Consider the following 25,911-nt stretch of genomic DNA (forward strand, 5'->3'; position numbering starts at 1 on the left):
GAGAGGTGATCGAACATGGTGGATCTGGTGGCGCAGGTACTGGTCATCGTCCTCGCTCTCGGCTTCTTCACGGCCTTCCTGGTGACGGTCGTGCTGTCACGCAGATGGCTCAAGGAGCACGGTGAACCGGAGGAACCCCCGCTCATCGACCCCGAACTGACCCGGTTCGGCACCCCTTTCTCCGAGATCCGGACCAGAGCGGACCGGCTCGTCCGGGACGGGCGGGCAGCGGACGATCCGGCCACGGCCTACGTGGCACACCGGCTCGCCGAGCGGGAACTACCGTTGCGTGAGAACCCCTGGCGGTCCCGTGGCTACGTGCTCCTGCCGATGGCCCAGGCGCCGATGATCATCCACCAAAGCCTCACCACGGCTGACAGTGCCGTGTTCTCCCTGGGGTTCTTGGCCGCCGTCCTGGGACTGACGGTCGTCTTCGGTGTCCTGGCGGAGCGGCACGCGCGCAGGCGACGTGCGAACGTCGAACTCGCGCTGGAACTCAACCGGGCTCTGGCCGCCGAGTTCGACCGGTCGCGGTCTCGGCGGGAGGAGGTACCGGAATGAGTTCGATGTCCGAGACGGTTCTGGACGTGCTGATGGTGCTCTCGGTGATCGGGGCGCTCGTGTGCACGGTGGCGGGTGCCGTCTGGAATCGGCGCCGCGGGTTCACGCCGTTCCAGGTGATGGGTCCGGCACGCGGTTTCGGGCACCGTCAGCACCTCGACGAGCACCGACGGGAGGGGAACGGTCCGCACATCGCCGAGCGGCACCGGCACGCCACACGGATCATTCAGCGGGGGGAACGCGCGGAAAGCCCCAGGCTCGCGCTGCTGGTCTGCCACTGGGCCGCGCAGGACTACGAGAACTGGGAGAACCCGTGGGCTGTCTGGAACGCGGTGTTCCTGGCACCGCTGTTCGGCGGGTTCCTGGCCCTGACCGACCGGATCGCCCCGGCTCCCGCACTGGTCACGGCCGTGGTGCTCTTCGTTGCGGCGCTGGCCCTGCCGCTCTACCGGGTCCGCGTGCTGCGGCGGAGCGCCTGGGCGATCGAGACCAACCGCGACCTGGCCGAGAGCGCGGGTCCGGCATCGACGACATAATGGTGTTTGTTTCGCCTTCACGGAGGAGCCCCCATTTCCGGAACGAGTGGGATATTCGATCAGGCCGAGGTGGTCCTGGGACTGCTGATGATCGTCGCGTTGGCCGGGGTGATCGTGTTCGGAGCGGCGAGTGTGCGCTGGAACAGGCGCCGCGGGTTCGGGCCGTCTCGGGAAGGGGCCCCCGCGTACGGTTTCGGGGATGGCCTGTACCTCCAGGAGGGGAACCGGCTGGACGTCGCCGAACGCCATCAGCGGGCCGCACGGATCATTCGGCGGGGGGAGCGCGCGGAAAGCCCCGAGCTCGCGCTGCTGGTGTGCCAGTGGGCCGCGCGGAGCTACCACAACTGGGAGAACCCCTGGATGGCCTGGAGCCTGGTGTTCATGGCGCCCCTGTTCACCGGGTCCTACGCGCTGACCGGCCTGGCCACCCCGGAGGGCGCGCTCCTCACGGCCGTGGTGTTCCTCGTGCTGACCCTGGCCCTGCCGGTCTACCGGGCCCACGTGCTGCGGCGGAGCGCCTGGGCGATCGAGACCAACCGCGACCTGACGGAGGAGTTCCCGTGCCCGGGTACCTCCTCGCGCTGAGGCTGATCCCCTTGGTCTTCCTCACCGCCGCCTTGGTCTGCATGGTGCTGGCCTTTCTCTGGAACCGCCGCAGGCAGCGCGCGGACTGGAGCGAACGGGCGCTGGCTCTCAAGGCTCCGATCAGTACGGAGCGCAAGCGGGTGATCCTGTACCTGCGCCACGGCGCGGCGGCCCCTGATCCCGAGCTGGCCCACCTGACCGTCAGGGTGGCCGAAGACCTGCGCCGTCGGCTGGAGAACCCCTGGCAGCACACCGGCCTGGCCCTGTTCGTGTTCGGCAGTGCCCTGAACCTGATCATCGGCTCACTGCTGAGGGGCGGCCCCGTCGGCCTGGCGTGGTTCGGGTTCGCCGCGATCGCGGTCGTCGTCTGGGGTGTCTTCCACCGACAGGTGGTGCTCGACCGGGCGGACCGGGCGCTGGCCGCCAACCGGGAGCTGGCAGAGCAGTACGTGGTGCCGGAGGAGGGGCCTGTGCCGCCGCCTCGGGAGCGCTGAGCGCGGGATCCTGGAAACCCGGGGCAGCGCGAACGGCGCCGGTACCGGACGGATCGCTCCGTCGGTACCGGCGCCGTTCGCGCTGTGTCAGGTCAGATCAGGCCTGGACCTGGACGTCGATGACCTTGCCGACCTCGGCCTTCACCGCGTACTCGCCGGTGAAGCCCTGGGAGGCCAGCACCCGTACCTTCCAGTCGCCGTCAGCAGCGAAGAAGCGGAAGGTGCCCTCGTCACCGGTGGCGACCTCGCCGACGAAGTCGTCGGACTCGTTCAGCAGTCGGGCGTAGGCGCCGCGCAGGGGCTGACCGTCACGGGTCACCGTGCCCTGGATGACCGCCTGGTTGCCGGCGTCGACGTCGGCCAGGGCCACGCCGCCCTCGGGTGCTCCGCAGGTGTCGCTCACTTGGCCTCCGCTTCTCCGAGCTCGACCGGCACGCCCACCAGGGAGCCGTACTCGGTCCACGAGCCGTCGTAGTTCTTGACGTTCTCCAGGCCGACGATCTCGTGCAGGGCGAACCAGGTGTGCGAGGAGCGCTCACCGATCCTGCAGTAGGCGATGATGTCCTTGTCGAGGTCCACCCCGGCCTCGGTGTAGAGCTCGCGCAGCTCCTCGGCGCTCTTGAAGGTGCCGTCCTCGTTGGCCGTCTTGGCCCACGGGATGTTGCGCGCGGTCGGGATGTGGCCCGGGCGCTGCGAGGTCTCCTGCGGCAGGTGCGCGGGGGTCAGCAGCTTGCCGGTGAACTCGTCGGGCGAGCGGACGTCGACCAGGTCCTTGGTGCCGATGGCCTCGACGACCTCGTCGCGGAAGGCGCGGATCGAGGAGTCCTGCTCCTTGGCCTTGTACTCGGTGGCGGCCCGCTCCGGGACCTCCTCGACGAGCTCGCGGGAGTCGAGCTCCCACTTCTTGCGGCCGCCGTCGAGCAGACGGACGTTGTCGTGGCCGTAGAGCTTGAAGTACCAGTAGGCGTAGGCCGCGAACCAGTTGTTGTTGCCGCCGTACAGGATGACCTGGTCGTCGTTGCCGATGCCCTTGGCGGACAGCAGCTTCTCGAAACCGGTCTGGTCCACGAAGTCGCGGCGGACGGGGTCCTGGAGGTCCGTCTTCCAGTCGATCTTGACGGCGCCGGGGATGTGGCCCTTGTCGTAGGCGGACGTGTCCTCGTCCACCTCGACGAGAACGACGTTGGCGTCGTCCAGGTGAGCCTCCACCCAGTCGGCGTCCACAAGGACGTCGGAGCGGCTCATGGGGAACCTCCTGTGTTTGAAGTGCGGTGTCGCGTGTGTGGTCGGTGCTGCGCGTTCCGGGGGCACGGTGCCCGGAACAGGGGTCTCAGGCGGCTTCCCCAGCCCTGACCGCTGCTCCGTGGGAGCCGGCAGGAGAAGGGGAAGCTCTACGCGTGGGGCAGGGCGGTCGCGGCGGTGGCGAGCCGTTCCGGGGCACAGGAGGGTGTGACGGAGGCAGACCGTCGGCGTGGAGACGAAACTGACGTCCGTCATGGTCCGCCGGGGCCTGTGGAGGACCGCCTCCGGGCGGAGGGGTCATCCCCGTCGTGTGCGCGGGAAGGGGCCGGTCGCAGGGAGCGAGCGGAGGCTCGAGGGGCCCGTCCGCCCTAGGGACACGGACAGAGCGCGGCAGCGACGCGGCAGAAGTCCACCGCACGTCGCTTCGTCAGATACGCGCTCGTCAAGGAAGTCACGTCCTAGACGCTACAGGCCGGACCGCGCTCTTGTCACGGGTGTCCTGGATCACAAGACGGAAGTTCCACCCTGTGAGACACATGGGAGACGCCGGAGAAGACACAGAGGAGGAATGCGGCGGGGAGGGTCGGGGAGGTCCGACCGAGGTCAGCGCAGGGCCTCGCCGAGCGCGGCGATCACGTCCGCCTTCCGGGGCTGGCCCCCGGCCCGGCGGACCACCCGGCCGTCCGCGGCGAGCACGAACACCGTGGGGGTTCCCTGGATCTTCAGTTCACGTACGAGGTCGAGCCGGGACTCCGCGTCGACCTCCACGTGGGCCACCCCCTCGACCATGTCCGCCACGTCCTCCAGTACGCGGCGGGTGGCGCGGCAGGGCTGGCAGAAGGCGCTGGAGAACTGCACGAGCGTGGCTCTCGCGCCCAGCTCGGCGCCGAGGAGGCCGGCGCCGAGCTTCTCCGTCTCCGCAGACATCAGACGGCCTCGGAGCCCATCAGCGGGACGCCCTTGCCGGTGCCGGTGATCTTGAGGCCGCTGGCGGTGGCCTCCATGTCCGTGGCGGTCAGCCCGAAGGGCAGCTCGGGCACCTGGGCGCTGAAGGTCAGCATGTTCGTGACCACGCCGTCGACGTCGAAGGGGACGTCGCCCACCTCGACGTCGATCGGGGTCACGTACAGGGTGTCGTCCTCGACGGTGAACTCGCCGCCGGTGGAGACCGAGGTGCTCAGGCCCAGCTCGGGGAAGGCCAGCTCGCCGCTGATGCGGGGCTCGCCGTTCTCGGTGCTGATAGTCATGCCCTCGGGCAGGTATGGGTTGAAGTAGGTGTAGGGGACCACGAAGGATCCGTCCACCCGGCCCGCGGTCACCGTGGGCTCGTTCATGAGGTCGCTCAGCGGGGCCTCGACCTCGGATGCGGTCGCCTCGATCTTCTCGACCGTCACCCCGCCCATGGTGGCGCTGTCCGCCTCGATGTTGACCTCGGTGTAGGTACCGCTGACCACCTGGGGCAGGAAGGCCCAGCCCTCGATCGAGACGTCGGGTTCCTCGGACATCTCCATCTGCTGCGCCAGCCGCTCGGCAAGGGTGTTCTGCGCGAACGAACGCGCTCCGACATCCGCCGCCACGACGAGCACGGCGAGAAGGATCAGGAAGACGACAAGGAACTTACGCATCGGACTCCCAGCACACTTTCTTTCGCTCCGGCGCGGCTCTCGGCTGGGTCATCCGGCCGGTCTCGGTCACACGCCATCGGCACCCGACGGGTACCGGTCATGAAAAACCTGTAGGGAAGGGTACTTCACCCTGGTTGAGACGCAGGGCGCCCGGGGTTGGTTGCGCCCATCGGACGCAATCGTGGGAGCGGGACAGCCCTCCGACTTTCCCGAAGGGGTCATGTCAGCTCGGACAACGCCTGGTCAGCGGGGCATCAGCATGGCGGCGAGGCCGTCGTTGGCGGCCGCGCCGGAGAGGGAGAGCTCGATCACGTTGGTGGCCACCACGTGCGCGCTCAGGCGCCGGGTGAACTCCATGACGTGCGGCTGCTGCTCGTGCTCCTCCTGGGCGAGTTCGTCCCGGTAGATCGCGTAGACGATGCGCTGGAGAGGCGCGCTGGGCACGGTGTGCGCGGCGAACAGCAGGGTGTCCGGCTCGCGCTTGGCGACCTCGGCGACAACGGCGTTGGCGACCTGGTCGAACCCGCCGCCCTGGCCGTCGGCGAGCGTGTAGATCGTGATGACGCCGCGCAGCTTGCTGGGCGGCGGGGCGGGAGCGTCCGCGTAGAGGTCGTCGTAGGTGTCGGCGTTGCGGCGCTTGCGGCGCACGGGCTCCTCCTGGGGCTCGTCGTCGAGTTCGTCGTCTTCGTCGTCGTACTCGTCGTCGTAGTAGTCGTCGTCATCGTCGTAGAGGTCACGGCGCGGCTTGGCGGCCAGCGCCGCGGCACCCCAGAGGGAGGAGATCGCGCCGAGCATCAGCAGCGGGCCCAGGGAGCCGATCCCCATGCGGCCGACCACGACGGAGAGGACCGCCGCGAGAACGACCAGCCCCAGCACCGAGAGGTCGGTCACGCCGGAACCGCGGGATCCGCGTCGGGCGACGGCGATGATCGCGAGGACGAGGAGGATGGCGACGAAGCCCTGCACGCCGTTGACCAGCGAGCGGGGGATCAGGTCGTAGTGGTCGCCCAGCGGGGGGAAGGCGGTGCCGAACCGGCCGCTGATGCGGTCCACGCTCAGCACCACGAGGGGAACCACGGTCAGGGCGGTGACGAACAGGCGCGCGGTGAAGCGGGCGTTCGGTGAACGGACCGCGTACTCCAGGGCGCCCCAGGCCATGAAGAGCGGGCCTATGAGGCTGACACCGATGTGCAGCAGCCGGAAGGTGAGCTCCCCGAAGTCGAAGAGCACGCCGATCACCGCGGCGCTGAGACCGACCGTCACACCGAAGGCGGCGACCAGCCAGGCGATCGCTGCGACACTGGGACGGCGTTGGGCATAAGCGGTCAGCGCGGCGGTGGCACTCCAGCCCACCAACGCGCTTATGAATGTCAGTCCTACCGTGACCATCTCGACAATGATGCTGCACGACAACGGGTGGATGTGCACCCCGTGCACCTTCGGTGGGACAGTCTCCGGGAAGATCCCGCAGAGTGGAGGCCAAAACCGGGTTCGACACTGTGATCTTCATCACCAGGTTTGACGCTGTCACACAGTCGCCGCACTCGGCCCGTAGGTGGTCATAAGCTCGCAGTACGCGGGGAGCGCCACCCCGGAGATCCGGAGGGTCGCCTCCCCCACCCAAGCCAGGAGAGAACCGTGTCACACGACGCCGTTTCCCCGAATCCGGCCGGCACCGGAGCCGCCTTCTTCGACGTGGACAACACGCTGATGCGCGGCGCGTCGATCTACCACTTCGCCCGCGGGCTGGCCTCCCGTGACCTGTTCACCACCCGGGACCTGATGCGGTTCGCGTGGGGGCAGACGGTGTTCCGGGTGACCGGGAGCGAGCAGCCCGAGCACATCAACGCCGCCCGCGAGGCCGCCCTGGCCTTCGTCGCCGGGCATGACGTCCAGGACCTGGTCTCCCTGTGCGAGGAGATCTACGACGACACCATGGCCGACCGCATCTGGGAGGGCACCCGCGCGCTCGTACAGGGCCACCTGGACGCCGGGCGGCCGGTGTGGCTGGTCACCGCGACCCCGGTGGAGCTGGCCCAGATCATCCGCCGCCGCCTGGGGCTGACGGGTGCGCTGGGCACCGAGGCCGAGAGCATCGACGGGGTGTACACGGGACGACTCAACGGCGACCTGCTGCACGGCCCGGCCAAGGCCGTGGCGGTGCGGGCGCTCGCTCAGAAGGAGGGATGGGACCTGGCGGCCTGTTCGGCCTACAGCGACTCCTCCAACGACCTGCCGCTGCTCTCCCTGGTCGGTGATCCGCACGCGGTCAACCCGGACGGGGACCTGCGCCGGTACGCGCGCACCCATGAGTGGCCGGTGCACGACTTCCGCAGGCACCGGGCGGCGCTGAAGGTGGCCGTTCCCGCCGCCGTGGCGGGCGCCGTCGCCGGAGCCGTGGCGGTACGCGCCGTCAGACACCGCAGATCCCTCACCGCACGCTGAGGCCCGGCGGCCGGCCACCGGCACGGGCGGGCGCGATGGAACGCCTGCCGGAGCGGGACAGGGGAGGGTTAGCGGCGGGCCTGCGGGCCTGAGCCGACGAGTTGCGTGACTGGTGAGGCCTTCGACAGGAGGAAGGCCCGTGAGCGCTCCAGGGCGCACCTGACCGCTTTAACGCCCGAGGGTCGCGCGAGCCAGGGCGAGGACGTGGACCGGGCGCAGACCGGCGCCCCGGCTCCGGGGGGAGCCGCCGCGGCCGTGCGCGTAGGACTCGAAGGCCTCGGCGGAGCTGTAGGAGGGCACCCAGCCCAGGGCCCGGCTCAGCGGGGCGGGGTCCAGCCTGGACGCGGTCAGGCCCGCTCCGACCACGCGGGCGGCGCTGGAGCTGGCGTAGTCGATCCGGCCGTGCTTGGCCACGCCGCGCAACACCTTGAGGCCGCGTGCGGGGACCGGGAGGCGCTGGCCGCCGATACGGCGCAGGCAGTGGGAGAGCGGGACGGCGTCCGCCGCGGAGACGTCGAAGAAACCGGTCCGGTCGCTGAGCGCCATGCGCACCAGCGCCTCGGCGCCGTCGTCCTCGTGCAGGAACTGCACGCGCGGGTCGCGGCCCATCACGGTGGGCACGACACGGGAGTCCATGTAACGGGTGAGCGGGGTGTCCACGGACGGACCGATGAGGTTCGCGAACTTCAGGACGGCCACGGACAGGTCCGGGCGGCGGCGCTGGAGGCCGCGGGTGTGCCGCTCGACCTCGGCGGCGTCGTCGGCGTCCAGGGTGGCGCTGGAGCGCACCACGAGCCGGTGGACGGTGGCGGAGCGCTGGGCCGCGCCCAGCACCCGCATGGTGCCCAGGAGGTTGTCCTCCCGGTTCGGGCCCTTCTCGGTGTCCAGGCCCAGGTGCAGGACCAGCTCCGCGCCGGATTCGGCGACGATGCGGTCCAGGCTGCCGTCGTGCAGGTCGACGTGCTGGTACTCGACCCCCGTGGTCCCGCTCGGTGGCGGCGAGGAGTCCGCGCCGATCACCCGGTGCACACCGGGCTCCTTGCTCAGGGTCTGCGCGACCCCGGCGGCGAGGGGGCTGGAAACCCCGGTGACGAGTACGACGCGAGCCATGGCGACACGTTCCTTGAAAGGAGACGGTGGTGGTCCGGATGGCCCGCGGACCGTTCACCCGCTTGGGGTGAACCGGCGACCGCGACCCGTGAGACACAACAGTGTTTCACCCGGAAAATTCCATTGCCCGGCAAAGAGCCGGGCAGGGAAAGTGAAGTATCTCCGCGTCCGGGGCGTGCCTGAACCCGCCCGCGCCCGCGGAGAGACGACGTACGCCGCGAACGGTCCTACTTCTTGTTGCGACGAGCCACACGCGTGCGCTTGAGCAGCTTGCGGTGCTTCTTCTTCGCCATCCGCTTGCGGCGCTTCTTGATGACGGAACCCATGGGATCACCTTCTCGCTGACGAGTGAGTACGGACATGCCGAACCACTGGTGACGAACACCTGCTGGCTCGGATGCGGCTGCTGGGCTCGCCCGGGCACACGCGCGCACGGCGCGGGTGGCCGGTGCGACCGGGGCGGGCCCCGGGGAGGACGACGCTCACTAGACGCACGTCTACCGCACCCGTGGCCCCAGCTTACCGCTACGGGCAACCCTGACGGGTCAGGCCCCTGGAAGCGACGGACCGTCACCGTAGAGCACGGCGGCCGGTTCGGCGTAGCTGACGCTGGCCAGCCGCTGATCCGCGAAGGTCAGCGACGTGACACTGGCGAGGTTACATTCCCGCAGGTCGGGTCGGTGCCACAGGCGCTTGCCCTCGGCCGCGCGGCGGGCCATCCAGATCGGCAGCTGGTGGCTGACGCACACGGCCTCACGGCCCCAGGCTGCCCGGCGAGCGACCTTGATGACCTCGACCATCCGGTCGACGATCTGCTGGTAGGGCTCGCCCCAGGAGGGTTTGAAGGGGTTGTAGAGCCGCTTCAGCACCTGGGGGTCGCGCGCCGACTTGGCGGACAGCGACATGCCCTCGAACTTGTTGGCCGCCTCGATCATCCGGTCGTCCAGGGTCACCGGGAGGTCGAACGCCTTCTGCAGCGGCTCCGATGTCTCCTGGGTGCGGTCCAGCGGCGACGAGAACAGGGCCGCGATGTCGTGGCCCCCGAACCAGTCGGCGGCCATCTCCGCCATCCGCTGGCCCCGGTCGCTCAGGCGGTAGTCGGGCAGCCGACCGTAGAGGACCTTCTCGGGGTTGTACACCTCACCGTGCCGAAGCAGGTGGACGACGGTGGTCGTGGTCATCGTGGCAGTCTTTCTGTCCGGGGTACGGGCACTGTCCGTGGTGCGGGCATCGGCTCAGACCTGAGCCTCAGCCCTGCGCCTGGGCCGCGGCCTGGGCGGCCTTGGGCAGCGCCGCGACCACCCTGTCGATGGCGGCCCCGTCGTGGGCGGCGGAGAAGAACCACGCCTCGAAGGCGGCGGGCGGCAGGTAGACGCCCTGCTCGAGCATGGCGTGGAAGAACGCGGCGAACACCTTGGTGTCCGTGGTGCGGGCGCTGTCGAAGTCGGTGATCTCCTGGTCGGTGAAGAACACCGTGAACAGGTTGCCGCCGCCCTGGACCCGGTGGGTCACGCCCTCGGCGCTGAGCGCCTTGGAGATCTCGGCCTCGACCTGCGCGGAGACGCTGTCGATGTGCGCGTAGACCTCGGGGGTCGCGCCGCGCAGGGTCGCCAGACCGGCCGCGGTCGCCAGCGGGTTACCGGACAGGGTGCCCGCCTGGTAGACGGGGCCGTCGGGCGCCAGCCGGTCCATGATCTCGGCGCGGCCGCCGAAGGCCGCGGCGGGCAGGCCGCCGCCCATGACCTTGCCGAAGGTCATGAGGTCGGGGGTCACGCCCTCCAGACCGAACCAGCCGGAGGCGTTGACCCGGAATCCGGTGAGGACCTCGTCGAGGATCAACAGGGCGCCGTTGGCGTGCGCGATCTCCTTGAGGCGGCCGTTGAAACCGGCCTTGGGCGGGACGACGCCCATGTTGGCGGGGCAGGCCTCGGCGATCACGCAGGCGATGTCGTCGCCGTGCTCGGCGAAGGCGCGCTCGACGGCCTCGACGTCGTTGTAGGGCAGCACCAGGGTGTCGGCGGCGCTGGCCCCGGTGACGCCCGGGGAGTCGGGGAGGGCGAACGTGGCCAGCCCGGAACCGGCGGCGGCGAGCAGGGCGTCGACGTGGCCGTGGTAGTTGCCGGCGAACTTGATGATCTTGCTGCGGCCGGTGAACCCGCGCGCGAGGCGGATCGCGGACATGGTGGCCTCGGTCCCGGAGTTGACCAGGCGGACCTTCTCCACGGGGGTGCGCTCGACGATCAGCTCGGCGAGCTCGACCTCGCCGGGGGTCGGAGCGCCGTAGGAGGTCCCGGCCGCGACCTGGCTGTGGAGGGCCTCCACGACCGCCGGGTTCGCGTGCCCGAGAACGAGGGGCCCCCAAGAGCAGACGAGGTCGACGTACTGTCGGCCGTCGGAGTCCGTGAGGTAGGGGCCTTCGCCCTTGACGAAGAACGGCGGGGTGCCGCCGACGGCACCAAACGCGCGAACGGGCGAGTTCACGCCGCCGGGAACGACGGCGGCCGCCCGCTGGAAGAGCTCTGCTGAAGTCTGTTGAGTACCCACCTCACCAGTGTGTCAGCTGTCCTCTCTCCCGCGACCGTGACCCGCCCCGCAACGCGTTCCACGGTGTCCGATGGCACCTCAGTCGCGCAGGATCGCCCGCACGAGCCTGTGGACCTCCGTGCTGGGGTCCGATCCGGGTGGAAGGCGTTCGGCCCGTTCGCGGGCGTCCTGGAGCCCGAACGCGAAGTCCTCGCCGTCGCGCTCGAAGACGACACGCTTGCGACGCTTCGGATAGGTGTACAGCCACTCCTCCGTCACCTGTCCGTCGTCGATGGCGAAGCCGTAGGTGTGGCGGACCCCGGAGAGCATCAGGTCGATGACGAAGATGGAGGGGTCCGTGGCCGCTTCGGCGTCAAGCGCGAAGGGCTCCCTGTGGATACCGCTTCCGGGTTCTCCGTGGTTCATGGACCAACGGACGGTGTCCCGCATGAAGGAGAGCGCGTCGAGCAGGTTCGACTTCCCCGAAGCGTTGGTGCCGAAGACGCCCGCGACGGTGACGGCCTCCCAGTCAGCGGATTCGGGACGGGCGTCGTCGTAGGCGGGGGGGTGAGGAGGAGCTGCTGCTCCTCACGGATGGACTTGTGGTTCTCTGCGCGGAAACTCAGCAACATGGCGAACTTCCCCCCTCCCCGAAGGTGGTCTAGCCGCTCTTCGCGCGGAAAAACCACCCCACCCCAGGGGATGCCACGGCCCCATGGCCTACGTTCTGAAACCCGTGGCATACACGTGTGCCCCGCCTCCCGGGGGTGGGGCGGGGCACACGTGCTGTTCAGGAGCGGGGCCTACACCCTGCTGTGGGAGTCCTCGCGGATCTGTTCGATCTCGGGGCCTCGGACGGCGGGTTCGGCTCGCAGGAGGGGCCGCAGGAGGTCGACCTCGGCGAGTTTGTCGACCAGGGCGGTCATCGGGCGGGCCGCCAGGAGCGAGACCAGGGTGGCGACGGCGGCGCCGACGAGGAGGCCGACGGTGACGTCGTGCGGGAAGTGCGCGCCGACGAGGACCCGGGAGAAGGCTTCCAGGACCGCGAAGAGGATCGCCGCGACGGCGAAGCGGCGCCAGGCGACGATGACGGCGGCGGCCGCGGCGCCGGCGATGGCGGCGTGGTTGCTCGGGAAGGACCAGTCACCGATCGGATCGCACGTGGCAATGGTGTTCAGGTCGGTCATGGCCTGGCAGGGGCGCAGCTGTTCGAAGAACGACTTGAGGGTCAGGCTGGCGCCGTAGGCGATGACGGTGGCGACCGGGGCGAAGAGAGCCAGGCCGACCAGGCGCGAGTTGACGGATCGGGATCGCCACCAGGCCATGAGGAAAAGGATCGCGAAGACACCGAGGAACAGGTCGGTGCCCCACACCGCTGCCGTCTGGGCCCAGGGGGCGAGTCCGTCGGCGAACTCGATCAGGGATCGCGACCAGGCGGTACTGATGGCGAAGATCTCGGAAACCATCTCTCTCCAGGGGTCGTACGGGGAGAAGAGCCGCTCTTACAGCAGGGGGAAGGCTGGGCGACGTCCCGGTGACGGGACTCCCACGAGTGGATGACGGGAAGGTCCTTATCCTGTCATCTGCCGGACCCTCCTAAGGCCGTGAAAGCGCGATCCCCGCGAAAGATGTGGACCCCGTCGGTGGAGCGGACGCGCGCCCCGGCCGCGGCCGCTCGCTGTACCGGAAAGTAACTTTGGACTGGTCCACCCGCTCTCTCACAGACCGGAGCTGTCATGACCACGAACTTCACCACGGCGGACCTGATCGACGACCACGGCGACACCCTGCGCAGCTGCTCCACGCAGTTCCGTCAGTACGGCGGGCACGAGGTGTTCTCCGGGCCGATCCGCACCGTCCGCTGCCACGAGGACAACGGGCTGGTCAAACAGGTCCTCAACTCCCCCGGAGAGGGCGCCGTCCTGGTCGTGGACGGCAACGGGTCCCCGCGCAGCGCCCTGATGGGCGACCTGATCGCCGGGGCCGCCGTGCGCAACGGCTGGGCCGGGGTGGTCGTCAACGGCGCGGTCCGCGACACCGTCGCCCTCGGTCAGCTGGAGCTCGGCGTGAAGGCGCTCGGCTCCAACCCCCGCAAGTCCCTCAAGGACGCCGCCGGGCGCCAGGACGTCCCGGTCACCTTCGGCGACGTCACGTTCGTCCCGGGTGAGTGGCTCTACAGCGACCACGACGGGATCGTCGTCAACGTCACGGAGCTCTGACGCGGACTCCGAGGGGGCGCGCGACGGAGGCTCCCCGCTCCGGAACGGTTGTGTTATCCGGTGGTGAACAGGACTTCGGAAGCACCGGATCTCCTGTTCACCATCGTTTTTCCGGTATCCACGTGCCGCGCATGGACTCGTTCCTCCAGCCCTGGTCTCCCATGAACGGGAAAGCGCAACCGAGCAAGATCGCGGGCATCATCAGCATCCCCATGAGCGTCGCCCAGAGGGTCCCCGGAACCAGAATCCCGACCAGGCCGGTGACGACACCGACCAACATGACGCCGACGCCCACCGGCCAGCGCGCCCGGGACCGCGAACTCCTCGCTGGCGTCGTCGAGGATGTCCAGCACCGCGATCGGGTCGGGAAGGACCACCGGGCCCTCGACGTCGCGCGTGGTACGGTTCCAGGTGAGGCGCCCGCCGGACGGCAGGGCGGAGGGTGTCCCGAGGAGGTCGTCGTCCTGGCCCGTACTCACCACCACCCGGCGCCCCGTCCATTACGTTGGAACCGACGAAGAGGTGAGAAGAACTCCCTGCCCGCCGGGCCTGCGCCCACCGGACCGGACAGCGGAGAACACCGCGGCACGAGTGCCATCGGTACGCGCGTATGCGCAGGGCCCACGGGACCGTGCCAGGCTCCCCCGGCCGAGACGGACAGGAACGCCCCGCCCTTCGGAACGGTTTCGCTCCGGCGGCAACCAACCGACAGGGGCGGGCCCCGCAGCCGACGTACACGCCGAACGCGGCGCAGCCGCACAGCGACACGATCGAAGGGTTCGCGTGAACGTACTGGTGATCCTCGCTCTGGTGGCGGGATTCGTTCTGTTGGTGGCCGGAGGGGAGTCACTCGTCCGCGGCGCGGGTTCGCTGGCGCGGACCCTGGGGATGTCCTCGCTGGTCGTGGGTCTGACCGTGGTGTCATTCACGACCTCGGCCCCGGAGCTGGCGGTCAGCACCGACGCCGCGCTCTCGGGGTATCCGGGGCTGGCCGTGGGCAACGTCGTGGGCAGCAACATCGCCAACATCCTGCTGGTGCTCGGGGCGTCGGCGGTGTTCGCCCCCCTGGCGGTCAACTCCCAGGTCGTCCGCGCCGACATCCCGGTGATGGCGGCACTGTCGGTGGCGGCGCTCCTGATGGCCCTGGACGGGAACCTGGGCCGCTTCGAGGGTGCTCTGCTGTTCGCGATCCTGCTGGTCTACGTCACCGTGACGGTGTTCGTCTCCCGACGGCGGTCAGCGCTCGCTCCGGTCTCCGTCCAGGTGGGCACCGACAGCTCCGGCCCGGGTACGGGCGGGCCGTTCCGGGCCACCCCGAAGACCAAGTCGGTCCTGCGCGACCTGGTGCTCGTGGTCCTGGGCGCGGGCCTGCTGGTGGCGGGGGCACGACTGCTGGTCTACGGGGCCAGCGCGATCGCCACGGCGTTGGGGGTGAGCGACCTGCTGATCGGGCTGACCGTGGTGGCGATCGGTACGTCCCTGCCCGAACTGGTGACCTGCGTTGTCGCGGTCAGGCGGGGCGAACGCGACATGGCGGTGGGCAACATCGTGGGCAGCAACGTGTTCAACATCGGCGCGGTCCTGGGGATCACCGCCATGGTGTCCCCCGGGGGGATCGCCGTCGCCCCGGCGGCCCTGCGCTTCGACCTGCCGATCATGGTGGCGGTGGCGCTCGTGCTGCTGCCCATAGCCGTGACCAAGCTGGGCGTGGCCCGCTGGGAGGGCGCGCTGCTCGTCGGCTTCTACGCGGCCTACATCACCTACCTCGTCGTGCAGGCCACCGACCACGCGTTCCTGGAGCCCTTCAGCGCCGCGATGCTGTGGTTCGTCATCCCGATCACCGCGGTGTGGCTGGTGGCGGTGATGATCTACGAACTGAGCACCCGCCGCCGCGAAGGCAAACCCGAGACCGCCGTGTCCTCCGGCGACGGTTCTTCCTGACCCCTGAGGGCGCCCCGCGTACCGGGGCGCTCACCCGGCCCACGCGGATCCGGAAGCCGGCCCGCCCGCCAGGACGACGAGCCGCCTGCCCGGCCAAGAACCACGTCACCGACATCCTGCGCGAGCCGGGCCCGCGCGACCGCACCGCTCTGGCGCTGTGGGTCAGCGGGCGGGGGTCTGAGCGTTCCGGCACTCTTCGCGGTCAGGCGCCCGGGACCGCGAACTCCTCGCTGGCGTCGTTGAGGATGTCCAGGACCGCGATGGGGTCGGGAAGGACCACCGAACCCTCGACGTCGCGCGGGGTGCGGATCCAGGTGACGCGCCCGCCGGAGGGCAGGTTGGAGGGTGCGCCGAGGACGAAGCTGTCCCGGCAGTGCCAGCGCAGGCCCGGCATCGCCTCGACGGCCTCGGGGACGCAGTCCAGATGGCAGGACCACCACTCGTCCTCGTCCATCGGAGAACGGGTGGCGACGAAGAACAGGTAACGCGCGTCCAGGGCGGCGACCGGGCCCGCCGGCACGCCCGCGCGGCCCATCCGGGCCAGGGCCATCACCCCGGCCTCGCGGGGCACGTCCAGGACGTCGAAGACCCGGCCGGTGGGGAGCACGATGTTGGCCTGCGGGCTCGCCGTCCACCAGCGGCGGATCGTGTCGGTGTCGGTGCTGGCCTCCACCCCCCAGGCCGCGGTGACCGGGTGCGCCGCCGGGTCCGGGCAGCCCATCCGGTCGCACGTACACGCTCGGTCCTCGCCCGGGGTCGCGCCCCGGACCACCGGCCAGCCGAGTTCGGCGTAGCGCAGCGCCGACTCCAGCATGCTGTCCGTAGCGTGGCGTCGTTTCCGTCGGTACAACACGTCGGCCATCCAGGCTCCCCGGTCGTCATCGGTGCGGGCGCGGCCGGGTGGAAGAGCCCGGCGCCCGGCGGCCGCGACCGGGGCGAGGGCCTGATCGCGTTACCGGAGCAGACGGGCCGCCTCGGTGGCCCAGTACGTGAGGATCTGTTCGGCCCCCGCGCGTCGGTAGGAGGTCAGGGTCTCCAGGATCGCCCGCTCCCGGTCGAGCCAGCCCTTCTCCGCCGCCGCCTCGATCATCGCGTACTCACCGCTGACCTGATAGGCCGACACGGGTACCGGAGAGGACTGCGCGACTTTGGCGACCACGTCGAGGTAGGCCAGGCCGGGTTTGACCATGACCATGTCGGCGCCCTCGGCGACGTCCAGGGCCACCTCGCGCAGGGACTCGCGGACGTTGGCCGGGTCCTGCTGGTAGCCGGAGCGGTCCCCGAACTGAGGCGCCCCCTCGGCGGCCTCACGGAAGGGGCCGTAGAACACGGACGCGTACTTGGCCGCGTAGGCCAGGATCGGCACATGCGGGAAACCGGCCCGGTCCAGCCCGGTGCGGATCGCTCCGACCTGGCCGTCCATCATGCCGCTGGGCGCGACCACGGCGGCACCGGCCTCGGCCTGGGCGACGGCGATGGACGCGTACCGCTCCAGGGTGAGGTCGTTGTTGACGTGCCCGTTCTCCTCCACCGGCCCGCAGTGGCCGTGGTCGGTGTACTCGCACAGACACAGGTCGGCCATCACCACGATGTCGTCGCCGACCTCGGCGGCCAGGTCGCGCAGCGCCACCTGGACGACGCCGTTCGGGTCGTCGGCCTGCGAGCCCACGCTGTCCTTGTGCTCGGGGATGCCGAACAGCATCAGCCCGCCGACCCCCGCCTCGACCGCGTCACGGGCGGCCTTGCGCAGGCTGTCCCGGGTGTGCTGCACCTGGCCGGGCATCGAGGAGATCGGCACCGGAGAGGTGAGCCCCTCCTTGACGAACATGGGCAGGATGAGGTTCTCCGGGAGCACCCGGGTCTCCGCGACCAGGCGACGCAGCGCCGGGCCTCGGCGCAGACGGCGGGGCCGGGCGACGGGGAACTCGGCGTCGAAGCTGGCGGAGGTCATGGGGTGCTCCCGGATGGTGCGGCTGGGTGGTGGTTTCGGATCCGAGGCTCGCCTCAGAGCTTGCGGCGGCGGCCGCGGCGCTTCTGGCTCGGCTTCAGGACGGGCTTGCCCGCATCGATCGCTTCCTGGCGCTTGGCCGCACCGTACTCCGAAAGTGCCTCCGCGAGGGCGGAAACCGAGGCTTTCGGTGCCAGGACGTCCACGCGCAGCCCGAACTCGATCGCGGTCTTCTCGGTCTCCGGGCCGATCACGGCGATGGCGGTGGTGTTGTGCGGCTTGCCCGCGATCCCCACCAGGTTGCGCACCGTGGACGAGGACGTGAAGAGTACGGCGTCGAAGCCGCCGCCCTTGATCGCCTCGCGGACCGGCTGGGGCGGGGGCGCGGCGCGCACGGTGCGGTAGGCCGTGACGTCGTCGATCTCCCACCCGAGGTCGGTGAGACCGGCGGCCAGCGTCTCGGTGGCGATGTCCGCGCGCGGCAGCAGGACCCGCTCGATGGGGTCGATCTCGGCGTCGTAGGGCGGCCAGACCTCCACCAGGCCCTTGCTGGACTGGGCGTCCTCCGGCGGCTCCAGGTCCGGCTGGATGCCGAACTCCCGGACCGCCTGCGCGGTGGCCTCGCCGACCACGGCGACCTTGACCCCGGCGAAGGCGCGGGCGTCCAGGCCGTAGGACTCCAGGCGCTCGCGGATGGCCTTCACGGCGTTCACGGAGGTGAAGGCGACCCACTGGTAGCGGCCGGTCACCAGACCGCGGACGGCGCGCTCCATCTGCTGCGGGGTACGCGGAGGCTCCACCGAGATGGTGGGCACCTCCTCGGGCACCGCGCCGTAGCCGCGCAGCTGGTCGGACAGGGCCGCGGCCTGCTCCTTGGTGCGGGGCACCAGGACGCGCCAGCCGAACAGCGGCCGGGTCTCGTACCAGGAGAGTTCGGGCTGGCGGGCCACCGGTGCACCGACGATCATCAGCGCGGGTGCGGTGACGTGGTGGTTCTTGGCGTCGGTGGACTTGAGATCGGCGACCAGGCGGGCCAGCGTCGAGGTGACGGTGGTCTGCCGGGTGGTCCCGCCGGCGCGCACGACCGCGACGGGCGTGGTGGCGGAGCGGCCGCCGGCGATGAGGGTCTTGCACACCACGTCGAACCCGGGCCCCTGGTGCTCGGGCGCCTCGCCCGCGGGGGCGTCCGCGCCCAGGACGACCAGCGGGGCGTCGCTGGCAGCCGCCTCCTGCCAGTCGACCTCCTTGCCGCCGTGCGGGCGCGCGTGCAGGACGCGCAGCTCGGGCTGGCCGTCGGCGAGCAGGGAGACGCCGCCGAAAGTCGGGACGGAGGTGATCGAGGAGACGCCGGGCGCGACCTCGACCTCGACCCCGGCCTCCTTGCAGGCGGCCACCAGCTCGGCGCCGCGGCAGCCGAAGAAGGGGTCGCCCGAGTACAGGCGCACGACCCGCTGGCCCTCGCGGGCGCGGGTGACGGCGAGGGTGTTGATGTCACCGCCGCACTCTGCGGCCTCGATCACGGAGACGTCCTCGGAGCAGTGCGCGAGGAGTTCGTCGCGGAAGACGGAGAGCTCGTCGGCGGCGGGCTCGCGGAGGGTGATGACCACGTCGGCGCGGCGCAGCAGCTCGGCGCCGCGCAGGGTCAGCAGGTCGGCGCCGCCCGGTCCAGAACCGACCAGGGCGACATGACCGGGAACGCGTGCTCGGTGACGCGGTTCCTCCGGCTGGGGGCTGGCGTTGGCGTTCACGTACTGGCTCCTCGTGTGTGGGTCGCCTGTGCCCCGGGGCGCGGACTCCGGGGCGGTGACGGTGCGGGGGGCGACCCGCGCTGGTGTTCTCCCGTGCGGCGCCAGGCGCTGCCCGGGTGGTTCTGCGTGCGTCTAGGGAGTGTCCCTTTCGGCGAAGGCCTCGGCGACGATGCGGTCGGCGCCCTCGGCGATCATCTCCCGGGCCAGGTCGCGGCCGAGCCCGACGGCGGTGTCGAGGTCCTCGGGCGAGGCGATGTCGACGGTCCTCTCGCGGCGTACGGCGGTGGCGCCGTCGGTGGCGACCACGGCGGCGCGCAGGCGCAGGCGGCCCCCGGTGCACTCGGCGTAGGCGCCGACCGGGGCGGCGCACCCGGCTTCGAGTTCGGACAGGACGGTGCGCTCGGCGACGACCTCGGCGCGGGTGGCCGGGTGGTCCACGGAGGACAGGTAGGCGAGGTCGGTGTCGGCGCGCTCGGTGCGGCACTCCACGGCCAGGGCGCCCTGGCCGGGGGCGGGCAGCATCTGCTCGGGCTCGAAGACGTCGGTGACGCTGTCGCGGCGGCCCACACGGCCCAGTCCGGCGTAGGCCAGGACGACGGCGTCGAGTTCGCCGGAGGCGACCTTGCCCAGGCGGGTCTCGGCGTTGCCGCGGATGGGCACGTAGACGAGGTCGGGGCGCAGGGCGGACAGCTGGGCGACGCGGCGCGGGGAGCCGGTGCCGACCTGGGACCCCGCGGGCAGGTCCGCGAACTTGAGGCCGTCCCGGGCGCACAGGGCGTCGCGGGGGTCGTCGCGCTCGGGGATCGCGGCCAGGACCAGGCCCTCGGCGGGCGTGGTCGGCAGGTCCTTGAGCGAGTGCACGGCGAAGTCGATGGTGCCCGCGACCAGTTCGTCGCGTAGGGCGTTGACGAACACCCCGGTACCGCCGAGCTGGGTCAGGTGGGCCTTGGTGACGTCGCCGAAGCTGGTGATCAGCTCCAGCTCGATGGCCTGGCCGGTGCGCTCGGTGATGGTGTCGGCCACGCCCTGGGACTGGGTGGTGGCCATGGTGCTGCGGCGGGTGCCGAGCTTGGCGGGTGCGGCGGTCGTGCCCTCAGCCGAGGTTCCTTCAGCGGTCATGCCTTCTCCTGTGCGGTCCGCGCGGCCGTGGTCGGACGGACGGGGTCGGCCACCGGCCCGGGGGCCTTCGGGGTCTGCTGGGTCTGGAGGTCGAGATCGAACAGCTGGCGCAGGGCGGCCTCGTAGGCCTCCCCGTCGGGGGCCGCGGCCAGCTCCTTCACGCGCACGGTCGGTCTGTGCAGGAGCTTGTCGGCGACCCTGCGCATGGCGCGGCCGATCTCCTCGCGGGTGCGCTCGTCCAGGTCGTCGGGGAGGCGGCCGTGCAGGCGGGAGAGCTCGGACTCCACGACGTCGCGGGCCTGGGCGCGCAGGGCGACGACGGTGGGAGCGACCTCGTTGGCGCGGCGGATCGCACGGAAGTCGTTGACCTCCTCGTCGACGATCTCGCGCACGAGGGGCAGGGCGCTGGAGCGGCCGGTGTCGTGGCCGGCCCCGGCGGCGACGGCCTGGCGCAGGTCCTCGATGTCCACCAGGCGGACCCCGGGCAGCTCGCGGACCCCGGGGTCGATGTCACGGGGCAGCGCGAGGTCGAGGAAGACGAGGGGGCGCACGCGGCCCTCGGTGGCGGCGGCCACGTCGTCGGCGGTGAGCACCAGGCCCTGGGCGCCGGTGCAGGAGATGACCAGGTCGACGTCGGCGAGGGCCCGGGCCGCCTCGGCGAAGGGGACGGAGCGGGCGCGCACGGTGTCGTAGGCCTCGTTGAGGCACTCGGCGAGGCGGGCGGCGCGTTCCTGGGTGCGGTTGGCGACGATCACCGTTGCGGCGCCCTGACGGGCAACGGTGTTGGCGGACAGCGCGCTCATGGAACCGGCCCCGAGGACCAGCACGCGGGTGCCGGCGAGCGGGCCGGAGGGGAGCTCGGCGCTGAGGGTGCGGGGCGCCAGTGGTTCCGGGGCGGTCCGCTCAGCGGCGCTCGGCTCAGCTGGGGCGCCTTGGGCGGACATGGGGCACCCGGCGGGCGGGGTGACGTCCGCGGCGGGAAGGGAGGGGTTCGGAGCAGGAGAAGGGAACTGCGCGGAAGGCAGCGTTTGGGGGTGGTGGCGGACGACGGGTTCGGCAAGGTCGCGGGCGGCGACGGTGAGGCCGAAGCTCACCATGTCGGCCCCGGCGTGGTCCAGGTGGGTCTCGGTGTGGGCGCGCTTGCCCACGCGCAGGGCGCGCTGGCCGAGGTCGTTGAGGACCCGGCCGACCGAACCGGTCTCCTGGCCCTCCTTGAGGGAGTTGCGCACCTGGCCGAGGATCTGGCCCTCGCCGACCACCATGGAGTCCAGGCCGCAGGTGACAGAGAACAGGTGCTGGACGGCGCTGTCCTCGTAGTGCACGTAGAGGTGGTCGGAGAGCTCGCCGAGGGTCACGCCCGTGTGCCAGGCGAGGAGCTCGGTGATGGCGGCGACCCCGCCGTGATACCCCACCACGTCGGCGTAGATCTCGGTGCGGTTGCAGGTGGAAACCACCATGACCTCGTTGACGGCGTCGGAGCCGACCATCTCACCGACCGCCTTGGCGCGCGTCTGTCCGTTCAACGCGACACGTTCGAGTAGCGCCACCGGCGAACTCCGATGGCTCAACCCCACGGCCAGGACACTCATCCGCACTCCTATGCAGGCACTAGGTCTCTCCATGTTCGGGTACGGCCGAGGACCCCCCTCGTCAACCCCCGAACCGCGGCGAACGCTCGCTCTTCGCCACCGCCACACGGGTCTTGGGACCCCTGCCCCAGGACCCGATTCGTCTTATGTCACTTCCAGTCCCGCCCGGTTCGCCTGACCGTCGCCGTCGGCCCTGCGCTGCGCGTGGAAGGCGAGGATCTGGAGTTCGATGGACAAGTCGACCTTACGCACATCGACCCCGTCCGGCACATTCAGCACGACGGGGGCGAAGTTGAGGATGCTGGTCACCCCTGCCTCCACGAAGCGGCTGGCGACCCCCTGGGCGGATCCGGCAGGCGTGGCTATCACACCGATGGAAACACCTCTGGAACGCACAACCTCCTCCAGGCTGTCAATATGCCTCACGTCCAGCGACGCTACGGTCCGGCCGACCACCTCGGGGTCGGCGTCGAGCAGGGCCGCGATCCGGAAGCCTCGGGTCCCGAAGCCCCCGTAGTTGGCCAGAGCGCGCCCCAGGTTGCCGATGCCGACGATAGCCACGGACCAGTCCTGGGTGAGACCAAGCTCACGTGAGATCTGGTAGATGAGGTACTCGACCTCGTAACCCACCCCTCTCGTCCCGTAGGACCCCAGGTGGGACAGGTCCTTGCGGAGCTTCGCCGAGTTCACACCGGCGGCGCCGGCCAGCCCTTCGGAGGAGACCGTGGCGGTGCCTCGGTCCTGAAGGGCCTGCAGAGCGCGGAGGTAGACCGGAAGTCGGGCGACGGTGGCCTCCGGGATTCCCCTCTCCCGGGGCCTGGGCGGGCGACTTGTCACAGGGTGGCGCTCCTGGGGGCGGTCGGTTAGGGCGGTGCGCGGAGCGCGCGCGAATCCGGCGCCAACCGCCGCGACCGCGCACCTCCCCCGCCCTGCTGATTGTGGGAACCCCAGATTACGTGCTTGTGAAAGCACGCACAAAGTGGGGTCCGGTGTGATGCGGGCGACCCGGGTTCACACAATTTGGGCCCTGGCAGCGGGATCCGAAACGGAAGATCACATCAACCCCATTTCCGGACAGACCAGCGGACCGCAACCTCAGGACAACCGGACGCCGAAAAGGCGCCGGTGCCATTGGCAGACACACTGCCGTGGACACGCGGCGCCGTTTCGCGCGCGAGCGCGGGAGAAGGGGGGAAGGCACCAGGAAAGAAGAAGGAGGAGAGCGGGCCCGCCAGGGGAAGGGCCGTCAGGACAGCGCGGAACGCAGCCGCTCCTCGGACACCCGCCAGAAGTCATGGCGGCGTCCGTCCACGAAGGTCACCGGAATCTTGTCCCAGTACTCCTCGTGGTCCGCCTCCGACACCTGCGCCAGATCCTGCTCGGCGCGGCCCACCCCGAGCTCGTCCGTCACCCGCTCGATGACCGACCACGCGTCCTCGCACAGATGACACCCGGACTTGCCGAGCATGACCACCCGCGCCTTCCCCGGCCACTCCGAGGTTTCCGGCATATTTCGCTCCGATTCCACCATGTTGTCCGACCCCTCACCCACCCGCGAAGGGCGGTAGGACCTCGATCACAGTCCCGTCCGTGACCGCGACCTCACCGTGCGCCCGCCGACCGACCGGGTTCTCGTCCACCAGGAGCGAGGAAGCCCCCAGTACGCGCCGGAAACGGTCGTCGGGGTGCAGGTGACACGCCGCTTCGAGGGCTGCCGCGAGGGAGTCGGCTTCAACCGTCTCCTCGGCCGTTCCAGCTGCCTCTTTCGCGGATGCCCAGTACCGGATAGTGCACTTCGCCATCTGTTGATTATCCTTGGTGTTGCTCGGAGGCGACGTATTAAACAAATCTTCACCGGGGGCAATGGCGCCTTCGATCGCCCGTCACAAGCGGGCCGACGAGAAGAGACGCATGAGCCATCTGCTGCTACTCACCAACTCGAACGAACCGTCCGACCACGTTCTTCCCGCGCTCGGACTCCTCCTGCACTCGGTACGGGTGGCGCCCGCGGAGGCCGGAGCACTGCTGGCCTCAGGGGCCGGCGGGAACTCCGGAGCCCCGGTCGACGCCATTCTGGTCGACGCGCGCACGGACCTGGCGGCGGCCCGTAACTTCTGCCGCCTGCTGGAGACCACCGGGCTGGACTGCCCGCTGCTGGTCATCCTGACCGAGGGCGGCGTCGCGGCGCTGACCCCGGACTGGCAGGTCGACGACTTCATCCTGGCCACCGCCGGGCCCGCCGAGGTCGAGGCCCGACTCCGACTGGCCGTCGGTTCCGCCGACGCCGGGTCCGACGACCCGGACGAGATCCGCCGCGGCGACCTCGTGATCGACGAGGCCACCTACATCGCCCGCCTGCGCGGGCGCATCCTCGACCTCACCTTCAAGGAGTTCGAACTGCTCAAGTTCCTGGCGCAGCACCCCGGCCGGGTCTTCACCCGGGCGCAGCTGCTCCAGGAGGTCTGGGGTTACGACTACTTCGGCGGCACCCGGACCATCGACGTCCACGTCCGCCGCCTGCGCGCCAAGCTGGGCTCGGAGTACGAGTCCCTCATCGGCACCGTCCGCAACGTGGGTTACCGCTTCGTGCCGGACCCCGTGACCAAGGCGGCCCCGCCGAACACCTCCGCCGAGGCGGCCGAGCAGCTTCCCGCCGCCCGGTCCGCGGAGGCCGGGGCCAAGTAGGACCCGAGACCTCACCGGCCACGACCACCCCGGGGCGCCCGCTTTCACGCGAAGGCGCCCCGGAGTCCTTTTGTGACCCCTTGGGATCTTTTGGGCCATCTTCGCAAGGTCGGTCCCGAAAGCACGGCGTGCGCACTCGTACTCAGCGGGCACACGCCCTAAGATCGGTGGGGCACCCGACGGCCGGGGCATGGCAGGCGTGGCGGAGCCCCGCGGCCGGGTGCGGCCAGAGCCGCCATGGCGCGCCCCCGGAGGAGTGAGACCGCACCGATGCCAGCCCCCGCTGCGACGACCCCCGCTACCCACGCCCCGTACAGACCCCACCTGAGCAGTGTCATCGGCGCGGCCTTCGTCGGTTGCGCACTGATCGCCGTGATGGCCCCGGCCCACGCCGATCCGGTTCCGGCGACGCTCGCCTTCACCCGGTCCGCCGACCACGTCGAGCCAGGCACGGTGCTCGTGCCCAACGCTCTCTCGGTGCGCAACAACAGCAGCGATCTGACGCTCTGCGTCATCAGTCTGGATGTCCCGGCCTCCGATTTCGATCACCGCGGATTCCCCGGGCCGCAAGAGGTCGGACCGAACAAAGACCTCCCGCTCGGTACGGTGACGGGCCGGGCCCGCCAGGACGTCAAGGTGACCGCGACCCTGTCCTACGCGTTCGCCGACGCCGAGACTGGTTGCTCCGGTGCGGCAGAGCAGTCCGCCAGCGCCACATGGTCGATTCAGATCGTCGATCCCGAGCCCTCCCCAGCTCCGACCGAGGAACCCACGGAGGAACCGTCCGAGGAGCCGATCGAGGAGCCGACCGAGGAATTCACGGAGGAACCGACCGAAGAACCCTCTCCGACGGAGAGGCCCACCAGGACTCCGGCCCCCACCGAGACGGACGGTACGCCCTCGCCCACCGATGGGACCACACCGCCCTCTTCTCCGGCGCCCACGGCCACCGAGGGAAACAGCGGCGGATCGGGCAACAGCGGCGGGGCGGGCAACAGCGGCGGGGCGGGCAACAGCGGCGGATCGGGGAACAACGGGTCCGGCAACAACAACCGACCCCCCTCCAGCACGCCCGACCGGACACCGCCGCGTTCGAGCGTGAGCAGCGTGCCCACCAGCGGCGCCGACATCCCCACGCTTCCCCGCAACGAGGCGGACCTGCCCGACCTCTCCCCGGGAGCCGCCGAGGACCTGGCCGAGCTCCCGCTGGTCACACCGAGCTCGGACGAGAACGCCGACAACGAGACCGAGATCGCCGCCGACCACTCGGACATGGGGCCCTCGATCGCCCCGGCCGTCCTGCTCGCCGCGTTCCTGCTGGCCCTGCTGCTGGCCACTCCGATGGCCCCCACCCGCCGGGTGCGGCTCGGCGGCGGTTACCAGGGCAGGCGCCGCAAGGGCTGACCGGTCACCGCACCACTTCACCGCACTCCACGCGATCCACGCGCTTTCGGGGCCCGGAGCGACCTCTGGGCCCCGAAGCCGTTCCACGACCCGTCGCGCCACCGCGTACCCCGCCGACCTGGGTCGTTGGTCACCAT

The 25,911-nt window shown here is 70.6% G+C and carries 29 protein-coding genes and 1 pseudogene; 9 read left to right on the forward strand and 21 right to left on the reverse strand.

The window, feature by feature from the left end:
- Positions 1-15 precede the first annotated feature (15 nt).
- The 4 genes from NE857_RS31800 to NE857_RS31815 all read left to right on the forward strand — a co-directional run bounded on the left by NE857_RS31800 (position 16) and on the right by NE857_RS31815 (position 2,176).
- The gene (locus tag NE857_RS31800) at positions 16-561 is read left to right on the forward strand and encodes a hypothetical protein (protein WP_254418951.1); all 546 of its coding nucleotides are present in this window, start codon (positions 16-18) and stop codon (positions 559-561) included.
- A complete protein-coding gene (locus NE857_RS31805; protein ID WP_254418952.1) occupies positions 558-1,097 on the forward strand; it encodes an ABC transporter permease in 540 nt (179 codons plus the stop codon). The genes NE857_RS31800 and NE857_RS31805 overlap by 4 nt, the downstream gene beginning before the upstream one ends.
- 69 nt (positions 1,098-1,166) lie before the next feature.
- Complete coding sequence (locus tag NE857_RS31810) at positions 1,167-1,682, forward strand: ABC transporter permease (RefSeq protein ID WP_254418953.1); 516 nt, start codon at positions 1,167-1,169, stop codon at positions 1,680-1,682.
- Complete coding sequence (locus NE857_RS31815) at positions 1,658-2,176, forward strand: hypothetical protein (protein ID WP_254418954.1); 519 nt, start codon at positions 1,658-1,660, stop codon at positions 2,174-2,176. Before NE857_RS31810 ends, NE857_RS31815 begins: the two co-directional genes overlap by 25 nt.
- A gap of 97 nt (positions 2,177-2,273) precedes the next feature.
- Here NE857_RS31815 and NE857_RS31820 read toward each other — a convergent pair whose 3' ends face one another.
- The 6 genes from NE857_RS31820 to NE857_RS31840 all read right to left on the reverse strand — a co-directional run bounded on the left by NE857_RS31820 (position 2,274) and on the right by NE857_RS31840 (position 6,432).
- The gene (locus NE857_RS31820) at positions 2,274-2,579 is read right to left on the reverse strand and encodes a DUF1416 domain-containing protein (protein WP_184366589.1); all 306 of its coding nucleotides are present in this window, start codon (positions 2,577-2,579) and stop codon (positions 2,274-2,276) included.
- Complete coding sequence (locus NE857_RS31825; protein WP_254418955.1) at positions 2,576-3,421, reverse strand: sulfurtransferase; 846 nt, start codon at positions 3,419-3,421, stop codon at positions 2,576-2,578. Before NE857_RS31825 ends, NE857_RS31820 begins: the two co-directional genes overlap by 4 nt.
- A 365-nt stretch (positions 3,422-3,786) precedes the next feature.
- Positions 3,787-3,873, reverse strand: a complete 87-nt coding sequence (locus tag NE857_RS34630) for a putative leader peptide (RefSeq protein ID WP_355267795.1) — start codon at positions 3,871-3,873, stop codon at positions 3,787-3,789.
- Positions 3,874-4,021: 148 nt separating this feature from the next.
- Entirely contained in the window at positions 4,022-4,345 is a 324-nt protein-coding gene (locus NE857_RS31830) for a TlpA family protein disulfide reductase (protein WP_254418956.1), read from the reverse strand.
- Entirely contained in the window at positions 4,345-5,043 is a 699-nt protein-coding gene (locus NE857_RS31835) for an LmeA family phospholipid-binding protein (protein WP_254418957.1), read from the reverse strand. Before NE857_RS31835 ends, NE857_RS31830 begins: the two co-directional genes overlap by 1 nt.
- A gap of 243 nt (positions 5,044-5,286) precedes the next feature.
- Positions 5,287-6,432: a putative quinol monooxygenase gene (locus tag NE857_RS31840; RefSeq protein ID WP_254418958.1), complete on the reverse strand. Its 1,146-nt coding sequence runs from the start codon at positions 6,430-6,432 to the stop codon at positions 5,287-5,289.
- 249 nt (positions 6,433-6,681) lie between these two features.
- Here NE857_RS31840 and NE857_RS31845 point away from each other — a divergent pair, with 249 nt between their 5' ends.
- Complete coding sequence (locus NE857_RS31845; protein ID WP_254418959.1) at positions 6,682-7,488, forward strand: HAD family hydrolase; 807 nt, start codon at positions 6,682-6,684, stop codon at positions 7,486-7,488.
- A 168-nt stretch (positions 7,489-7,656) separates the two neighbouring features.
- Here NE857_RS31845 and NE857_RS31850 read toward each other — a convergent pair whose 3' ends face one another.
- From NE857_RS31850 to NE857_RS31875, 6 genes are all read right to left on the reverse strand, one after another.
- Positions 7,657-8,598, reverse strand: coding sequence for an NAD-dependent epimerase/dehydratase family protein (locus NE857_RS31850; protein ID WP_254418960.1), 942 nt, complete (start codon positions 8,596-8,598; stop codon positions 7,657-7,659).
- Between the two features lie 227 nt (positions 8,599-8,825).
- Positions 8,826-8,924 carry a 30S ribosomal protein bS22 gene (locus tag NE857_RS31855; protein ID WP_013155353.1) on the reverse strand — a complete coding sequence of 33 codons (99 nt, stop codon included), beginning with the start codon at positions 8,922-8,924 and terminating at the stop codon, positions 8,826-8,828.
- Positions 8,925-9,143: 219 nt separating this feature from the next.
- Positions 9,144-9,779: a histidine phosphatase family protein gene (locus NE857_RS31860; RefSeq protein ID WP_254418961.1), complete on the reverse strand. Its 636-nt coding sequence runs from the start codon at positions 9,777-9,779 to the stop codon at positions 9,144-9,146.
- Between the two features lie 67 nt (positions 9,780-9,846).
- Positions 9,847-11,142: a glutamate-1-semialdehyde 2,1-aminomutase gene (hemL, locus tag NE857_RS31865; RefSeq protein ID WP_254418962.1), complete on the reverse strand. Its 1,296-nt coding sequence runs from the start codon at positions 11,140-11,142 to the stop codon at positions 9,847-9,849.
- Between the two features lie 78 nt (positions 11,143-11,220).
- Positions 11,221-11,571, reverse strand: coding sequence for an AAA family ATPase (locus NE857_RS31870; protein ID WP_254418963.1), 351 nt, complete (start codon positions 11,569-11,571; stop codon positions 11,221-11,223).
- Positions 11,572-11,924: 353 nt separating this feature from the next.
- Positions 11,925-12,587 (reverse strand): phosphatase PAP2 family protein, encoded by a 663-nt coding sequence (locus NE857_RS31875; RefSeq protein ID WP_184366600.1) that lies wholly within the window; start codon positions 12,585-12,587, stop codon positions 11,925-11,927.
- Positions 12,588-12,857: 270 nt separating this feature from the next.
- Between NE857_RS31875 and rraA the strand changes: the two genes are divergently transcribed.
- The gene (rraA, locus tag NE857_RS31880; protein ID WP_254418964.1) at positions 12,858-13,340 is read left to right on the forward strand and encodes a ribonuclease E activity regulator RraA; all 483 of its coding nucleotides are present in this window, start codon (positions 12,858-12,860) and stop codon (positions 13,338-13,340) included.
- Between the two features lie 308 nt (positions 13,341-13,648).
- On the opposite strand, the pseudogene NE857_RS31885 reads toward rraA, so the two are convergent.
- A pseudogene (locus tag NE857_RS31885) lies at positions 13,649-13,807 on the reverse strand (bifunctional DNA primase/polymerase); the annotation flags it as partial.
- A gap of 316 nt (positions 13,808-14,123) precedes the next feature.
- Here NE857_RS31885 and NE857_RS31890 point away from each other — a divergent pair.
- Positions 14,124-15,281 carry a calcium/sodium antiporter gene (locus NE857_RS31890; RefSeq protein WP_184366602.1) on the forward strand — a complete coding sequence of 386 codons (1,158 nt, stop codon included), beginning with the start codon at positions 14,124-14,126 and terminating at the stop codon, positions 15,279-15,281.
- A gap of 202 nt (positions 15,282-15,483) precedes the next feature.
- On the opposite strand, the gene NE857_RS31895 is transcribed toward NE857_RS31890, so the two are convergent.
- The 8 genes from NE857_RS31895 to NE857_RS31930 all read right to left on the reverse strand — a co-directional run bounded on the left by NE857_RS31895 (position 15,484) and on the right by NE857_RS31930 (position 23,487).
- Entirely contained in the window at positions 15,484-16,143 is a 660-nt protein-coding gene (locus NE857_RS31895; RefSeq protein WP_246420433.1) for a bifunctional DNA primase/polymerase, read from the reverse strand.
- A gap of 90 nt (positions 16,144-16,233) precedes the next feature.
- Positions 16,234-17,232, reverse strand: a complete 999-nt coding sequence (gene hemB, locus NE857_RS31900; RefSeq protein ID WP_254418965.1) for a porphobilinogen synthase — start codon at positions 17,230-17,232, stop codon at positions 16,234-16,236.
- 53 nt (positions 17,233-17,285) lie between these two features.
- Positions 17,286-18,977: a bifunctional uroporphyrinogen-III C-methyltransferase/uroporphyrinogen-III synthase gene (locus NE857_RS31905; protein ID WP_254418966.1), complete on the reverse strand. Its 1,692-nt coding sequence runs from the start codon at positions 18,975-18,977 to the stop codon at positions 17,286-17,288.
- Between the two features lie 132 nt (positions 18,978-19,109).
- The gene (gene hemC, locus NE857_RS31910; RefSeq protein ID WP_254418967.1) at positions 19,110-20,096 is read right to left on the reverse strand and encodes a hydroxymethylbilane synthase; all 987 of its coding nucleotides are present in this window, start codon (positions 20,094-20,096) and stop codon (positions 19,110-19,112) included.
- Entirely contained in the window at positions 20,093-21,685 is a 1,593-nt protein-coding gene (locus tag NE857_RS31915) for a glutamyl-tRNA reductase (protein WP_254418968.1), read from the reverse strand. The genes hemC and NE857_RS31915 overlap by 4 nt, the downstream gene beginning before the upstream one ends.
- Before the next feature lie 144 nt (positions 21,686-21,829).
- Positions 21,830-22,522 carry a redox-sensing transcriptional repressor Rex gene (locus NE857_RS31920; RefSeq protein ID WP_017581371.1) on the reverse strand — a complete coding sequence of 231 codons (693 nt, stop codon included), beginning with the start codon at positions 22,520-22,522 and terminating at the stop codon, positions 21,830-21,832.
- 409 nt (positions 22,523-22,931) lie between these two features.
- On the reverse strand, positions 22,932-23,195 hold the full coding sequence (locus tag NE857_RS31925; protein WP_017581372.1) for a glutaredoxin family protein: 264 nt from the start codon (positions 23,193-23,195) through the stop codon (positions 22,932-22,934).
- 34 nt (positions 23,196-23,229) lie between these two features.
- Complete coding sequence (locus NE857_RS31930; protein ID WP_017581373.1) at positions 23,230-23,487, reverse strand: MoaD/ThiS family protein; 258 nt, start codon at positions 23,485-23,487, stop codon at positions 23,230-23,232.
- 109 nt (positions 23,488-23,596) lie between these two features.
- Between NE857_RS31930 and NE857_RS31935 the strand changes: the two genes are divergently transcribed.
- Positions 23,597-24,370, forward strand: a complete 774-nt coding sequence (locus NE857_RS31935; protein ID WP_254418969.1) for a winged helix-turn-helix transcriptional regulator — start codon at positions 23,597-23,599, stop codon at positions 24,368-24,370.
- Between the two features lie 270 nt (positions 24,371-24,640).
- Positions 24,641-25,774, forward strand: coding sequence for a hypothetical protein (locus tag NE857_RS31940; protein ID WP_254418970.1), 1,134 nt, complete (start codon positions 24,641-24,643; stop codon positions 25,772-25,774).
- Positions 25,775-25,911 lie beyond the last annotated feature (137 nt).

The organism is Nocardiopsis exhalans, assembly GCF_024134545.1.
Classification (GTDB): Bacteria; Actinomycetota; Actinomycetes; order Streptosporangiales; family Streptosporangiaceae; genus Nocardiopsis; species Nocardiopsis exhalans.

What these genes read in the sequence shown, in the direction of transcription:
- NE857_RS31925 (WP_017581372.1), bottom strand. Translation starts at nt 23,195, where the DNA reads ATGCCGGAAACCTCGGAGTGGCCGGGGAAGGCGCGGGTGGTCATGCTC.
- hemC (WP_254418967.1), bottom strand. Translation starts at nt 20,096, where the DNA reads ATGACCGCTGAAGGAACCTCGGCTGAGGGCACGACCGCCGCACCCGCC.
- NE857_RS31860 (WP_254418961.1), bottom strand. Translation starts at nt 9,779, where the DNA reads ATGACCACGACCACCGTCGTCCACCTGCTTCGGCACGGTGAGGTGTAC.
- hemB (WP_254418965.1), bottom strand. Translation starts at nt 17,232, where the DNA reads ATGACCTCCGCCAGCTTCGACGCCGAGTTCCCCGTCGCCCGGCCCCGC.
- NE857_RS31930 (WP_017581373.1), bottom strand. Translation starts at nt 23,487, where the DNA reads ATGGCGAAGTGCACTATCCGGTACTGGGCATCCGCGAAAGAGGCAGCT.
- NE857_RS31835 (WP_254418957.1), bottom strand. Translation starts at nt 5,043, where the DNA reads ATGCGTAAGTTCCTTGTCGTCTTCCTGATCCTTCTCGCCGTGCTCGTC.
- NE857_RS31870 (WP_254418963.1), bottom strand. Translation starts at nt 11,571, where the DNA reads ATGCGGGACACCGTCCGTTGGTCCATGAACCACGGAGAACCCGGAAGC.
- NE857_RS31895 (WP_246420433.1), bottom strand. Translation starts at nt 16,143, where the DNA reads ATGGCCGACGTGTTGTACCGACGGAAACGACGCCACGCTACGGACAGC.
- NE857_RS31940 (WP_254418970.1), top strand. Translation starts at nt 24,641, where the DNA reads ATGCCAGCCCCCGCTGCGACGACCCCCGCTACCCACGCCCCGTACAGA.
- NE857_RS31915 (WP_254418968.1), bottom strand. Translation starts at nt 21,685, where the DNA reads ATGAGTGTCCTGGCCGTGGGGTTGAGCCATCGGAGTTCGCCGGTGGCG.
- NE857_RS31825 (WP_254418955.1), bottom strand. Translation starts at nt 3,421, where the DNA reads ATGAGCCGCTCCGACGTCCTTGTGGACGCCGACTGGGTGGAGGCTCAC.
- rraA (WP_254418964.1), top strand. Translation starts at nt 12,858, where the DNA reads ATGACCACGAACTTCACCACGGCGGACCTGATCGACGACCACGGCGAC.
- NE857_RS31875 (WP_184366600.1), bottom strand. Translation starts at nt 12,587, where the DNA reads ATGGTTTCCGAGATCTTCGCCATCAGTACCGCCTGGTCGCGATCCCTG.
- NE857_RS31850 (WP_254418960.1), bottom strand. Translation starts at nt 8,598, where the DNA reads ATGGCTCGCGTCGTACTCGTCACCGGGGTTTCCAGCCCCCTCGCCGCC.
- NE857_RS31800 (WP_254418951.1), top strand. Translation starts at nt 16, where the DNA reads ATGGTGGATCTGGTGGCGCAGGTACTGGTCATCGTCCTCGCTCTCGGC.
- NE857_RS31935 (WP_254418969.1), top strand. Translation starts at nt 23,597, where the DNA reads ATGAGCCATCTGCTGCTACTCACCAACTCGAACGAACCGTCCGACCAC.
- NE857_RS31840 (WP_254418958.1), bottom strand. Translation starts at nt 6,432, where the DNA reads ATGGTCACGGTAGGACTGACATTCATAAGCGCGTTGGTGGGCTGGAGT.
- NE857_RS31855 (WP_013155353.1), bottom strand. Translation starts at nt 8,924, where the DNA reads ATGGGTTCCGTCATCAAGAAGCGCCGCAAGCGGATGGCGAAGAAGAAG.
- NE857_RS31805 (WP_254418952.1), top strand. Translation starts at nt 558, where the DNA reads ATGAGTTCGATGTCCGAGACGGTTCTGGACGTGCTGATGGTGCTCTCG.
- NE857_RS31830 (WP_254418956.1), bottom strand. Translation starts at nt 4,345, where the DNA reads ATGTCTGCGGAGACGGAGAAGCTCGGCGCCGGCCTCCTCGGCGCCGAG.